Genomic DNA, 13,183 nt, shown 5'->3' on the forward strand with positions numbered 1-13,183 from the left:
CAAACTTGATTTTACAATACTTCTATTATTACTAATTTCAAGATTATGCATAAATATCATACTTTTATTATTATTCTATAAAATGTCACACTTTTCTTTTATTTGACCCTTCATTTTTAATTTTGTATACTTCCCTCTAGTTATATATGTCCGTTACGGAACAATTTCATATAGATAGGAGGACTATTTCATGCTTCGTTATTCTCTTTTAGTTTTATTAGGAGCGTGTAGTTATGGGATTTTAGCTATTTTCGTTAAACTTGCATATGCAGAAGGATTTTCACTTGGAGAGGTAATTGGCAGCCAATATTTGTTCGGTTGGATTATTTTGCTTGCTATTACACTTCTATTTTCTAGACATCGTGTTCCATTAAAACAAGCTTTAATTTTATTCGTTGCAGGTACATCTGCAAGTTTCACTGGAATTTTTTATTATGCTTCATTAAAAACTGTACCAGCATCTATCGCCATTATACTTTTATTCCAATTCGTTTGGGTCGGAATTATTATTGAAGCAGTCGCAACAAAAACTTTACCTTCACGAGAAAAAGTTATTTCTGTTATTTTCTTACTTGCAGGTACATTTTTATCAAGTGGTTTACTAGAAAAATCAGCAGGTGATTTCGATACGACTGGAATTATATTAGGCCTATTATCTGCTGTTACATTTGCAACATACATTTTCGTGAGCGGAAAAGTTGCTGTTGAAGTACCTTCATTACCACGCGGTGTTCTTTTAATGGCTGGTGCTTTAACTTTAGTAATGATCGTATTCCCTCCAACATTTATTTTTAACGGTGCAATTTCTGAAGGACTTTGGAAATACGGTTTAGGTTTAGGAACATTCAGTATCGTCATTCCTTCTATCGCCTTTACAATTGGTATTCCAAAGATTGGTTCTGGCTTAGCGACTATTCTTGGCGCTGCGGAACTACCAGTTACAACAATTATGTCTGTATTCGTTTTAAAAGAAGCTGTACTATCTTCACAATGGTTCGGTGTATCACTTATTTTAATCGGGATTGCAATCCCGCAAATTGCCTATGCAATGCGTGGACGTTATCGTAAACATCATACACACAAAAAGTTGGCAGCATAAACGAGAGAGGATTTTCATTTGAGAATCCTCTCTTTTATTATTGTATACTTATAGTAAATACTTTATTTAAGAAAGAGGGCATTATAAGTGGCATCAAATCTAGAACAGTTAACTGATCAACTTATTTCTATTCGTAGAAATTTACATGAGAATCCAGAATTATCCTACGAAGAATTCGAAACGACGAAAGCTATAAAGAATTGGTTAGAAGAAAAAAACATTACAATTATCAATTCTAATTTAGAAACGGGCGTTATTGCTGAAATTTCGGGGAATAGTAACGGACCGCTTATAGCAATCCGTGCTGATATTGATGCCCTTCCTATTCAGGAAGAAACAAATTTATCCTACGCTTCAAAAATCCATGGAAAAATGCACGCTTGTGGGCATGATTTTCATACAGCTGCTATTATAGGTGCCGCTTATTTATTAAAAGAAAGAGAACCTTCCCTAAATGGAACTGTTCGCTTTATATTCCAGCCGGCTGAAGAGAGTAGTAATGGCGCTTGCAAAGTTATTGAAGCTGGGCATTTACATGGCGTACAAGCTATTTTCGGTATGCATAACAAACCTGATTTACCAGTAGGTACAATCGGTATTAAAGATGGTCCACTTATGGCCGGAGTTGATCGATTTGAAATTGAAATTCACGGAGTTGGTACACATGCAGCTGTACCAGATGCTGGGGTAGATCCAATTGTCGCATCCTCTCAAATTGTGATGGCACTACAAACTATTGTAAGCCGAAATATAAGTTCATCTCATAATGCAGTTGTTAGCGTCACAAACATCCATTCAGGAAATACGTGGAACGTTATTCCTGAAAAAGCAATATTAGAAGGTACTGTTCGTACTTTCCAAGCTGAAACACGCGAAAAAATTCCAGCCTTAATGGAACGTATCATTAAGGGCGTTTCTGATGCACTAGGTGTAAAAACAGAATTCCATTTTCATTCAGGTCCTCCTGCCGTTCATAATGATGAAATTCTTACTCATTTATGTACACAAACTGCACAGGAAATGTCACTAGACGTGATTACCCCTACTCCTTCCATGGCTGGCGAAGATTTCTCTTTTTATCAACAACACATACCAGGATCATTCGTCTTTATGGGAACGAGTGGTACACATGAATGGCACCATCCCTCGTTCACTATCGATGAACAAGCATTGCCTATCAGCGCAAAATTTTTCGCTTTATTAGCCGAAAAAGCGCTTAAACAATTAACATAAAGAAAAGCCGTTAAGAGTGTGCTTAACGGCTTTTCTTTTAAGTTAAATCTCGTTTTAAAAATACAGTATAAGAAACCCCTAAAAATACGAATAAATAAAGTAGTAGCATACACGATGCAAACGGGAACGTTACTCCATCAATAAAGCTTCCATTCTTTGCAATACTGTATAAATCTGTGTTTGCTGGCAATAAATATTTCGCCCAATCATATCTAGTTGCTGCTAGTAATGCGATGTTTCCTGATAAAGCGAGAAATAGTGAAATACCAATCGCGCCTCCGCTAGATCTTGTTAGCACAGAAATCATAAATGCAAACGCTGCATACACAATCGTTGGCAACCACGATAAAATATAATACTTACTAGCCTCTACAAAAATATTTTGTTTTATAATATTTCCATCTTGGAAAATAAATTCGCTCCATGCAGGCTGCTGGAATTTATAAATAACAAGCCCACATAAAATGGAAAAAATCATATTAAATATAAACAATAACGCTGCAAATATGACAATTGCTAAAAACTTAGCTGTCAAAATTTTAAAGCGACTCGCTGGTCGTATCGTTAAAAATTTATATGTTCCCCAGCTATATTCATTCGCAAAAATTGTACTTGCATACACGAGGATAAACGGAAGTAATATTGGAAATACGATAAAGCCTGTATCTCTCATGAAAGAAAGTGGAGAACTACTTGCCGGTGCTGTATCTGTATCTAAATGCTTCATCTTAAGCTGATATTCCTTTACAAGCTCATCCCCAGATCGTTCCGCTAAAATTGCTTCTTTTTCCATGCCTAGCTTTTTCTCAATTTCTACAGTTCGTTCTGTATAATCAGCTTTCCATCCTTTTGTTTCCGGCTCCAAATACTTTACAGTAACCCATCCTAATCCGATTATTAATACTGCAATAACTGCAAATGGAATAATCGTTCGCTTTCGCTTAAATATTTTATACAATTCGTTATACACTAAATTAAACAATATCTTTTCCCCCTGTTAATTCTAAAAATTGCTCTTCTAACGTTTTTCTTTCTTCATATACACGATACACTTGAATGTTTTTCTCAAGCAATGTACGAATAACATTTGGGATTTCTTCATCTTTTACATGAATAAGTAAATCATTACCTTTTATTAAAACATCTTGGTCTAACATTTCTGCCGCTTTATTCGCATCATCTACGCGTATACGGATTGTCTCCATCTCTTCACTTTGATTATGCTGAATATTTTGCGTCGCGACATATTCTCCGTGCTGAATAATGATAACTCTATCACACATTAATTCAACTTCTGAAAGTAAGTGACTAGATACAAGAACAGCTTTTCCTTGTTCATGTGCAATTTTCTTTATGTACATTCTCATTTCATGTATTCCACTAGGATCTAATCCATTCGTTGGTTCGTCTAATATTAATACATCTGGATCATGAATAAGCGCTTGAGCAATTCCTAAACGTTGTCTCATGCCGAGTGAATATGCTTTTACTTTGCGGTCAATTACTTGTCCCATTCCTAACAATTTCACTACTTCATCGATACGTTCTTCTGTCACGTTCCCATTCATTCGTCCGAAATATGTTAAATTTTCATAGCCACTCAAGAAAGGATAAAATTCCGGTGTCTCAATTACTGCTCCAATTTTCGAAGCAGTACTTTCAAATTGTTGTTTTACAGATTGACCATCAATCCAGACTTCGCCCTCTGTCATACGAATCATGCCGACCATCATTCTCATTAAAGTCGTTTTTCCAGCGCCATTTGGTCCGAGCAAACCAACTACTTCACCCTTTTTAACTTCAAAACTAATATTTTCTACAAGTGTCTTTGAACCGATTCGCTTCGTTAACCGCTCGACCTTTACAATTGATTGTTCATTTGTCATTCTATACAACCTTTCCTTCCCATTCTTTGTCAGGTCTTTACACTGTAACATGATTATTTTTCTGTGTAAAATAGAAAAAGGCATGATTCCTCATGCCTTTTCCTTGAAATGAAACGAATTTTTATCTTGTAAACTTTGAACAAATCGAAAACATTGCACCATCGATAATAGAAGGATAACGATCATAATTATACTAACGACTACGATTGCATATATTGTAATCGGTGCACTATCTATCCCTTGTATTCCTGCTATTTTCATACAGATAATCGTAAACAATTTTAAAAATAACATCCCATTAACTAACCCAAACACAAACGCTACTCCATAAATAAATAATTGCTCCTGACATAATAAACATAGTACATCATTTCTCTTCCCATTCTCTGCTACATAAGATTTAATTTCTTCTTTCCTCACTTGCAGAAGAGAATACGTCATTTTATATGTAATAAACATACATATGAAAATGACTACGATAAACAACGTGTAAAAACACATTTGAAATAAAAGTATAGTCCCTAATTCCCCAACAACTACTTCATTAAATTGTAGCGATATCATAAAAAACAAAATCATAGTACTCATAGCAATCCACATGAATTGCTTCATCCTTTTGGCAGCAAATGTTCTTATATTTTTTCTCGCTAACCGACATAAAGACATAAAATTCTTCCCCTACCTTATTACATACGCATTCTATACTACTAGTGTATAAAAATATGACATTTTAAACATCGCACTACAATCGGAATTTCCTCTAAGTCTTTAGTCCTAGAACACAAAAACGAACATGTTTATCTCTTTAGTATAGAACTAAAAAAAAGAACACTAAAGCGGAAAGGCAATAGTATTGCCTTTCCGCTTTAGTGTTTAATGAGGTGTACTTTTTAATAACTTAATTAATCTCATCCTCAACTTCTATTCTTTTCTTCTCTCTTGCAATTTTTAAAAACTCTAAAAGCTCTGGATTGCTATTCATTTTTTTGTAAGCTACTGACATTTCTGCAACAAAATTAGAATCATATAGTTCTTTATATACAACTTCTGTTTTATATAATTTATTTGCCGATACGGGTATGACTGTAATTCCAATCCCTGCTGCTACAAGTCCCATAACTGTTTGATATTCCGTCGCTTCTTGTACGATACGCGGACTAAACCCGACGTCGCGGCAAAGTGATAAAATTGTATCGTATAACGCTGGCCATACTGGTCTCGTAATAAATACAAACGGTTCATCTCGTAAATCTTCTATATGTATTTCATCTTTCTCTGCAAGTGGATGAGCCTTCGGTAAACATAAAGTACACGATAGTTTTTGTATCGGCTCTAATTCTAATAATTGTGTTGGGATTGGTGGACGCAAAAATCCAATATCAATACGATTATCATGAAGTGCATACACTTGATCTGGAGTAGATAATTCATGTAATGCAACAGACACCCTCGGAAATTTCTTTCTATACTCCCTTACGATAGATGGTAAAATATCATATATCGCCGCACCTACAAAACCAATTGAAAGTGAGCCCACTTCTCCCCTTTGGGCACTTTGTGCAATTTCTACCGCTTTTTCAATTTGTTCGAATGCTTTTTTTACTTCTTTCAAAAACATTTCTCCAGCTTCTGTTAATTCAACCTTTCTCTTCGTTCTTGAAAATAACATAACTCCCATTTCTTTTTCTAATTGCTGAATTTGTTGACTAAGCGGTGGTTGTGTCATTTGTAAACGAGCAGCCGCCCGTCCAAAGTGTAACTCCTCTGCCACTACAACAAAATATTGCAAATGCCGTAATTCCATTTTGGACACCCTTTTCCATTTCAATTAATACGTCTAATATATTAATAACATATAATTTATATATTAGACAAATTTTTTGAATGAACGTATAGTAGAATTTGTTAATTCTTTTTTACAATTTTTATGTAAAAAAAGAAAGAGGTGGTTACTGTATGAAATGGTGGAAATTAAGCGGACAAATTTTACTATTATTTTGTTTCGCTTGGACAGGTGAATGGATTGCAAAACAGGCACACCTCCCAGTTCCAGGAAGTATTATCGGTATTTTTTTATTATTAATTTCATTAAAATTTAACCTAGTGAAAAAAGAGTGGATACAGGACGGTGCAGACTTTTTATTAAAAGAACTTATTTTATTTTTCATTCCTTCTGCAGTCGCTGTCATACGCTACAAAGATACACTATCACAATACGGAATCGATCTCATCTTAATTATTATGATTAGTACACTTTGTGTCACTCTCGTTACAGGACTCTTAACAGAATTGCTACTAAAGCGGAAAGGATCCGTGCAATGATCGGTTTTCTTTGTTTACTATTAACACTATTCACATATTGGATATCGAAGAAAATGTATAAACGCTGGAATTGGAGCTTACTTTCTCCTCTTCTCGTCTGTCCTATTATTTTAATCGCTTTATTACTCGGACTAGACACATCTTATGAAACGTATGAAACTGGAGGCCAATGGTTAACAGAATTATTAAAACCTGCAACAGTTGCTTTTGCATGGCCAATCTATAAATACTTTGATTTACTCAAGAAACATGGAATGGCTATTTTACTTAATGTCATTGTCGGTTCGTTTCTATCAGTTATTACTTCAGCACTACTAGCAAATTATTTTCAAATTGATTCATCGTTAGAACATAGTTTAGCACCTCATATTGTAACGACACCAATTGCAATGGCCATTTCAGAAATGATTGGTGGTATGTCACAATTAACAGCAGTATTTGTTGTTTTAACTGCGTTAACAGGAGCATTGCTCGGACCTTCTCTCATTCGTATATGCCGTATTAAAACAGCAATTGCAAAAGGTATTATGTTAGGAACGAGCGCAAATGGAACCGGCACATCAAAAGCATTCGAAATCGGTCCTGTAGAGGGAACGATCGCAAGTTTATCTATGCTTTTAACTGCAGGAGCTAGTTTAGTTATCGTTCCGCTTTTCTTATCGTGGATACATTGAAAAAGCAAGTGTTTACACACTCGCTTTTTTATTTATGTATTTGTTTAAAATCTCATAATCCTCCGGGAAAGATAGCGTTAATTCCTTCATTTCATCTATCCCCTTCCAAGCAATTTCATGTATTAACTCATCAGGATTTTGGATTTTCATACTACCGCCTATTCTTTTTACGATATAATAATGAACGTATACAGGAACCCCATATGTAATCGCTTCTTTTTCGTATATTTTACTTACAACTTCCACATTGTAGCCTGTTTCTTCCCAAACCTCTCGGATACAACATTCCTCTAATGTTTCTCCTTTTTCAAGTCCTCCACTTGGGACGGACCACCTTTTTTCTTCACCCTTTTGTCCTTGTAATACCATTAAAACTTCATTTCTTTCATTTACACATACTGCTGCACAGCCTATCCATCTTTCCATATACATCCCTCCCCTACTACTATTCGGTTCCTTTTTCCTTTTCTCCTTGAAAAAAGAGGAAAAAAGGAAAACGATGACGAAAATTTACATCAACTTCATAGGCAGTTCCTTCTTAGAAATTAAAAACGGAAGGATGAAAGCATGATTTCTAAATATGTTGTAGAATGTGTCTTTTGCGAAGAAAATCGAAAACCTCGCCAGGCTATCGTCACAGTTCCAGCTACTACTCAGCTACTAGCTATTGAAAAAGTGCGTGCAGAATGTAAACGTCGTTTCGGAAAAGCTTTATTATTACAAACTGAAATTAAAGAAGAAATAGTTTTTGAACAAAAAGAAAGCTGACCATAAATTGGTCAGCTTTCATATCCGATCATATTTTCACATGAAGATTAGGGGCATCCTCTTTAAGGATCGGGATTTTCCCATTATGTACGTTCCATAATGGTCATCGAACAATATATTTCTATACAATTAAATATTGAATAGAATAGGGCAAAACTTGTTCGCATTTTTAGAAAAGGGATAGGGATATAATTCAAGTAGTACTTCGAATACTCGAACTTTACACTCATTATATTAAAGCAAATCCTTTTATATGGGAAATATGAATTACTTACATAATTCATTCGTAAAACATATTAGTTTGCTATATTATTTTTATTCCATGAATAACATGCATCCAGCTAGAACTGGTGTCATAATCATTGAAAACTTCAAAAGCATACTTGGTGCATAATTTGTAAACTTCGCCCCAATATACGCTCCTAACATCGTCCCAATTAATACTTGCAATAATAATATATGATCTAGGTAGCCTTCTGAACTATATCCTAGCCCACCTCCAATCGCAATTGGCAATATAACCAGCATTGTTGTTCCTACAGATTGCTGGATCGTTAATCCTAATAGAAACATTAATCCAAGTTGAATAAATGGTGCAGAACCTATCCCGAATGAACCAGCCATCATTCCAGTGACTAATCCAAGACATATACATTTCATTATGTTCTTTTTCGAAAAATCTTTAATCTCTGCTAAAAGTAACTCTTCCCTATTTTGAAACTTAATTAATTTAATAAACATAAAAATTGCAGATAAAAATAACATCCCAGCTGTAAACCAATGAAGAAGATGTCCTGGTATAAGTGAACCAATTTTTGAACCGATATAAGAACCAAGCGCTCCACATCCCCCAACAATCCCGCCTATAGTAAGTACTACATTTCCTTCACGATAATGACTTATAACCCCAGATAATGTCGTAAATGCCATAGCAGTTAAAGACGTTGCAAGTGCAACGTGAATAGGAATATGGAATACTAAAGTGAGTATCGCGATAATAAACCCGGCTCCCCCAGCTCCAACAAACCCTAATAAAATCCCCATTACTAACATCGTTATAATAATTGCCACATACTCTCCCTCCAGTAAGGCAATTATCCACCATATTCTTTCTTCTACACAAATAAAAAGCATCCATCTAGGATACTTTTTATTTCCATACTATGTACTTAATCTTGATTAATCAAAATAACCGCGGGGCCAGCGACTACTACTCCAGCTACTTCGATTTTTTCAAATTCCTTTACTGTAATAGATATAACGCCTTCTCTTTCCATCAATTCTTTACTCAGGACATCAGTCGGTATAGCTTTCACCGTCTTACCTCCTTTTCATTTATACAATATGCCAAAAACAACTTAACGCATCTATATATATGCATCACCTCCGCTTTCATTCCTTATTCCCTTCAAAACCCTTCTCTCCCTTCCATAACGTATTGAAAAATAAAAAAGCACTCGCAATCGCGAATGCTTTTTCATTATTTACTTTCTATTACTTTTAACATTCTATTAATAAATGCTGCCGATTCCCCACGCGTTGCAGAACCTTTCGGCATAAATTCATTATTTTCATTTCCTTTTACAATACCTAATCCATAAACACGTTGTACAGCTTGTTTATCATATGCTAAATCTTGATCTGAGAATGGTAACGAGACTAAGTTACCTTTAATTTTTTTATATTGCAGTGCACGGTCAATCATGATAACAGCTTCATCTCGTTTAATCGTATCGTTTGGAGCAAATATACCATTTCCTCTACCACTTATTATCCCAGCACTTGCTGCACGATTAATACCATCTATTAGCGATGGATGTGCTGTATTTAAGTCATTAAAATTCGATGATCCTTCAGGTAGCTGCAATGATCTTGATATTAAATTTGCAAATTCACCACGTGTCACAAGGCGCTCTGGCCAATAAGAACCTTTTCCATCTCCAACCATAATACCGCGCTTATCTAATTCACGAATGTCTGCTTCATACCAACCACCCGTTATATCATCTTTATGGTTCGCATCATAATAAACTTTTGTTCCTTGTAAGAATGGTTCCCACCCATTATTTTTAATCATAATGGCTGGACAAATCTTCCCACTCCAAAATTGATGTTTTTTCACATTTTCTAAAGGAATATTTAATTCCCCCATTAAATAAGCTGCTAGTTTACGAGCATTTTCAACAGCTTTATTATAATCACCATCTTCGTTTACAGCAATTTCAATCGCAATTGATTCTCGATTCCCAGTTCCTTCTGCCCCATCTCCTGCATGCCAAGCATTTTCGTTTAATGGCAGGTGTTGATAAATCTCTTTATCGTCTACCGTAAAGTGCCACGACGCTGAACGATCTTCCGTTCCCGTTGCTTGGTTATATAAATATATCGCATGGTTTCTAGCATTTGCCCCAACACTATAATTATCGGTCTCATGAATCGTAATATACTTCGGGTTCATCGCATAACCTGGACGAATATTTTCATTTCCTTTTGGTACAATCATTTCTTTTAAAGGTACACCATAAATATCCGTTGTTTTCTCTTCTATTGGCGCAACATACATAGCTGCTGCACGTTTTGTACGTGTTGGTGCTGCATCTTGTATAAGTGAAGCTTTTGTTCCTTCAAATTTTGCTGAAGGTGAATGAATCCATTTCATCTCATTATTTATTTTTACTTGGAACCATTCTCCCGCCTGTCCAATTGCTTGAATAGTTTGCGGCTCCAGTACATTTTCTTCTTTGTATGAAGTAAATGGTTCAGAGTAAGTAGAGCTTTCTTCATTAATAACTAACTTTTCACTTAATAACGGGTGAATTTCTTTAACCTCTACATTTCCATCACTATTTTGTATCCACCCCGTTCCCGATGAAGTTTGAACATAGTAAGCGTTTCCTTTTCTCTTCTCAGCTTTTACGACTTGATTCGAAATACGAATCCCTGTCTCTTTTTGAAAATTACTAGAATCGTATAAAGGTACTTCTTTCACTATATGTACAAGAAACTCACCTTGCACTTCACTTCTTACTCCTTTATCTTCCCCTCGACCATCTTCATCTTTCATATGGTTTTCAATACTTTTTAAAGCTTGTTCATCAGATGAAACTGTAACAGTTTTTCCAAGCTCATTAGCATAGGAATAATTTGGAATCGTTACCATACTAAATACAATTGATGCAGCTAAAACATTATAAAATCCTTTTTTCATCATAAATACTTAACACGCATATCATTAAATTCGTGTTAAAATTTCCCTCCTCAACCAAAATATAGATTATCTACTAAACTATTAAGCAACATAACCATTTACAATATAACAGACTCATTTCAATTCGTATAGATAGGAATGACTACTATTTGCCTACATTTACTATATTGGAATATAAAAAGAAGCTATAATATATAGCTTCTCTCTACGTTTCTTCAATCGTTATGCACCTTATATTCCACAACTTTACCATCTCTATCAAATTGTAAAACAAGATGTTCACTATCTATGGGAATAAAGCCACGTTCAGTTCCAAGATAGTACGAAGTGATAACCCCGTTTTCTCCATTTCTCGTTTCAGTAGGCGTTCCTAATAATTGTGTAATTTCTTCATTTGATTTTCCTGTTAATTTATATTTTTGCAATAGATCATCTACCATATGTACCCGTTTATCTTCAGCATGTAACCACCGATCTTGGTTAAACTTGGAAGTGTACGTATGCATACTTAATTGTGCCGTACATACTACTAACGGAATAAGTGCTACTATTAACACTCCCGACATTTGCTTCTTTTCTTCATTACGATTTTTAGCAACATATAAGATCGACTTTTGAATCATAACTAATAAAACAAATGGCATGGCTATTATAAAAATGCTCGTTACACTTAATGACGTATGAGCCATACCAATAATAAACATAAAAGCAAGATACATGAGTATATACAAACAAATATAAACATACAAAATACCCCTTAATATAACACTCAGAAAGCCCACCTCTTTTTAATTCATTATATAATTCATTCGATTAATGGTTTCTCGAAGTTTTTCCAACTCTTGACCTGTATATATTACTTTCCCCGTTAAGAATTCATTTCTGAAGAACGATACAATTTGCTCTCTATCTTTTAATCTCGGCGTTTTTTCTTCAGAAAGATCTAGCACTTCTTTCCCATTCTCATTATAAAAATATACAATCGGATTTATGTTTTCCTTTACAATATCAACTTGCATTTCTTTCAAACAATTGTATAGAATATGAGATAGTTTCTTCGCTCTATATACTGGGTTCCCTTCATTTTTCACTTGTATCGTTAATGAATCTTCACCTGTAATATATTCAAACGTCTCTTCTTTCTCTATCTCTTGTTGATACTTGCCAATTTCATCAATCATAAATGAATATGTACTAGCATTTTCTTTCGTTAAGCCATGAATTAATTTCCCTGTCCATTCTTTCGTTTCAAGTACATACATACCCGTTTTACTTAAAACAAGATGATGAATTCGAAAATCATTTCTTCCATGCTGATTCCTCATAAAAACATTCGGCATTATATGAAATTCATTATCTAGTATTATGCCTTGCTCTACGAAGCCACGCTTCATATATTGTAATGTTTCGTGCGTACTCACTTCGGCTCCATTTTTCGTATACTCTCGCAAATCTGCAATTAACTTTTGAAACATATGTATTTCGTTACTATGTTTTTCTTGCATTTCACTGCGTTCTTTACTATGTTGCACAGCTAATTGATTTTTCATCATACGCATATTTTCAAGTTCTCTAGCTGCACTTATTTGTAAATCATTGTATTTTTTCTGTTCCATATTTTTTAATGTATTTTGCTGCTCTTTATGTTCTGTAACCGTAGCTGCAATTTCATTTTCGTACGTTTCAATTGCTTGTTTCTTTTCAAATTCCGCTTGCTGGCTCTCTGATTCTAGCTGTTTATTTTTATAAAACAGCACGAATACTGCAGCTAATAATAATAAAATTACACCTATTAGCACATAATCCATATTTTTTCTCCTTTATTTCATTTTCAATTATTTTTTATAAATATATCTATTATAGTATACTATGGTTTCGATATAGACCTTGTAAAAGTTGTATATTTTTAATAAAAGGTACCTCTGAAGAGATACCTTTTATTTCCACTCTATTGTACACCATACTGAATATAACTTGAATCGTAGTATACCCA

The 13,183-nt window shown here is 34.5% G+C and carries 15 protein-coding genes; 5 read left to right on the plus strand and 10 right to left on the minus strand.

Annotated elements, in window-relative coordinates; genetic code table 11:
- Nucleotides 1–190 precede the first annotated feature (190 nt).
- Complete coding sequence (locus MR083_RS04225) at nt 191–1,099, plus strand: EamA family transporter (RefSeq protein ID WP_000947030.1); 909 nt, start codon at nt 191–193, stop codon at nt 1,097–1,099.
- A gap of 87 nt (nt 1,100–1,186) precedes the next feature.
- Entirely contained in the window at nt 1,187–2,332 is a 1,146-nt protein-coding gene (locus MR083_RS04230) for a M20 peptidase aminoacylase family protein (RefSeq protein WP_242268610.1), read from the plus strand.
- Between the two features lie 37 nt (nt 2,333–2,369).
- Here MR083_RS04230 and MR083_RS04235 read toward each other — a convergent pair whose 3' ends face one another.
- The 4 genes from MR083_RS04235 to alsR all read right to left on the minus strand — a co-directional run bounded on the left by MR083_RS04235 (nt 2,370) and on the right by alsR (nt 6,022).
- Nucleotides 2,370–3,314 (minus strand): ABC transporter permease, encoded by a 945-nt coding sequence (locus MR083_RS04235; protein WP_000482765.1) that lies wholly within the window; start codon nt 3,312–3,314, stop codon nt 2,370–2,372.
- Entirely contained in the window at nt 3,307–4,218 is a 912-nt protein-coding gene (locus MR083_RS04240; RefSeq protein WP_000180642.1) for an ABC transporter ATP-binding protein, read from the minus strand. The genes MR083_RS04235 and MR083_RS04240 overlap by 8 nt, the downstream gene beginning before the upstream one ends.
- Before the next feature lie 90 nt (nt 4,219–4,308).
- Nucleotides 4,309–4,884, minus strand: coding sequence for an FtsX-like permease family protein (locus tag MR083_RS04245; RefSeq protein WP_000050606.1), 576 nt, complete (start codon nt 4,882–4,884; stop codon nt 4,309–4,311).
- 232 nt (nt 4,885–5,116) lie between these two features.
- Nucleotides 5,117–6,022, minus strand: coding sequence for an acetoin biosynthesis transcriptional regulator AlsR (gene alsR, locus MR083_RS04250; protein ID WP_000423229.1), 906 nt, complete (start codon nt 6,020–6,022; stop codon nt 5,117–5,119).
- A gap of 152 nt (nt 6,023–6,174) precedes the next feature.
- Between alsR and MR083_RS04255 the strand changes: the two genes are divergently transcribed.
- Both MR083_RS04255 and MR083_RS04260 read left to right on the plus strand, forming a co-directional pair.
- Nucleotides 6,175–6,540, plus strand: a complete 366-nt coding sequence (locus tag MR083_RS04255; protein WP_000872364.1) for a CidA/LrgA family holin-like protein — start codon at nt 6,175–6,177, stop codon at nt 6,538–6,540.
- Nucleotides 6,537–7,214 carry an LrgB family protein gene (locus MR083_RS04260; protein WP_000578951.1) on the plus strand — a complete coding sequence of 226 codons (678 nt, stop codon included), beginning with the start codon at nt 6,537–6,539 and terminating at the stop codon, nt 7,212–7,214. Before MR083_RS04255 ends, MR083_RS04260 begins: the two co-directional genes overlap by 4 nt.
- A gap of 12 nt (nt 7,215–7,226) precedes the next feature.
- Here the strand turns inward: MR083_RS04260 and MR083_RS04265 are convergent, their stop codons facing one another.
- A complete protein-coding gene (locus tag MR083_RS04265; RefSeq protein ID WP_000442966.1) occupies nt 7,227–7,640 on the minus strand; it encodes an NUDIX hydrolase in 414 nt (137 codons plus the stop codon).
- A 141-nt stretch (nt 7,641–7,781) separates the two neighbouring features.
- Here MR083_RS04265 and MR083_RS04270 point away from each other — a divergent pair, with 141 nt between their 5' ends.
- On the plus strand, nt 7,782–7,982 hold the full coding sequence (locus tag MR083_RS04270; protein ID WP_000624205.1) for a DUF3903 domain-containing protein: 201 nt from the start codon (nt 7,782–7,784) through the stop codon (nt 7,980–7,982).
- A gap of 315 nt (nt 7,983–8,297) precedes the next feature.
- On the opposite strand, the gene MR083_RS04275 is transcribed toward MR083_RS04270, so the two are convergent.
- The 5 genes from MR083_RS04275 to MR083_RS04295 all read right to left on the minus strand — a co-directional run bounded on the left by MR083_RS04275 (nt 8,298) and on the right by MR083_RS04295 (nt 12,998).
- Nucleotides 8,298–9,053 carry a sulfite exporter TauE/SafE family protein gene (locus MR083_RS04275; RefSeq protein ID WP_242268611.1) on the minus strand — a complete coding sequence of 252 codons (756 nt, stop codon included), beginning with the start codon at nt 9,051–9,053 and terminating at the stop codon, nt 8,298–8,300.
- A 98-nt stretch (nt 9,054–9,151) separates the two neighbouring features.
- Nucleotides 9,152–9,298, minus strand: a complete 147-nt coding sequence (locus MR083_RS04280) for a BC1881 family protein (RefSeq protein ID WP_000644411.1) — start codon at nt 9,296–9,298, stop codon at nt 9,152–9,154.
- Between the two features lie 164 nt (nt 9,299–9,462).
- Nucleotides 9,463–11,190, minus strand: coding sequence for an S-layer homology domain-containing protein (locus MR083_RS04285; RefSeq protein WP_242268614.1), 1,728 nt, complete (start codon nt 11,188–11,190; stop codon nt 9,463–9,465).
- 215 nt (nt 11,191–11,405) lie between these two features.
- Nucleotides 11,406–11,972, minus strand: coding sequence for a hypothetical protein (locus MR083_RS04290; RefSeq protein ID WP_242268612.1), 567 nt, complete (start codon nt 11,970–11,972; stop codon nt 11,406–11,408).
- 6 nt (nt 11,973–11,978) lie between these two features.
- Nucleotides 11,979–12,998: a nuclease-related domain-containing protein gene (locus tag MR083_RS04295; protein ID WP_000386802.1), complete on the minus strand. Its 1,020-nt coding sequence runs from the start codon at nt 12,996–12,998 to the stop codon at nt 11,979–11,981.
- Nucleotides 12,999–13,183: the final 185 nt, after the last annotated feature.

Source organism: Bacillus cereus group sp. BfR-BA-01408, assembly GCF_022663305.1.
Lineage (GTDB): Bacteria > Bacillota > Bacilli > Bacillales > Bacillaceae_G > Bacillus_A > Bacillus_A pacificus.

Coding starts and splice junctions, on each gene's coding strand:
- MR083_RS04245 (WP_000050606.1), bottom strand. CDS start 4,884: ATGTCTTTATGTCGGTTAGCGAGAAAAAATATAAGAACATTTGCTGCC.
- MR083_RS04270 (WP_000624205.1), top strand. CDS start 7,782: ATGATTTCTAAATATGTTGTAGAATGTGTCTTTTGCGAAGAAAATCGA.
- alsR (WP_000423229.1), bottom strand. CDS start 6,022: ATGGAATTACGGCATTTGCAATATTTTGTTGTAGTGGCAGAGGAGTTA.
- MR083_RS04265 (WP_000442966.1), bottom strand. CDS start 7,640: ATGGAAAGATGGATAGGCTGTGCAGCAGTATGTGTAAATGAAAGAAAT.
- MR083_RS04295 (WP_000386802.1), bottom strand. CDS start 12,998: ATGGATTATGTGCTAATAGGTGTAATTTTATTATTATTAGCTGCAGTA.
- MR083_RS04255 (WP_000872364.1), top strand. CDS start 6,175: ATGAAATGGTGGAAATTAAGCGGACAAATTTTACTATTATTTTGTTTC.
- MR083_RS04260 (WP_000578951.1), top strand. CDS start 6,537: ATGATCGGTTTTCTTTGTTTACTATTAACACTATTCACATATTGGATA.
- MR083_RS04285 (WP_242268614.1), bottom strand. CDS start 11,190: ATGAAAAAAGGATTTTATAATGTTTTAGCTGCATCAATTGTATTTAGT.
- MR083_RS04225 (WP_000947030.1), top strand. CDS start 191: ATGCTTCGTTATTCTCTTTTAGTTTTATTAGGAGCGTGTAGTTATGGG.
- MR083_RS04240 (WP_000180642.1), bottom strand. CDS start 4,218: ATGACAAATGAACAATCAATTGTAAAGGTCGAGCGGTTAACGAAGCGA.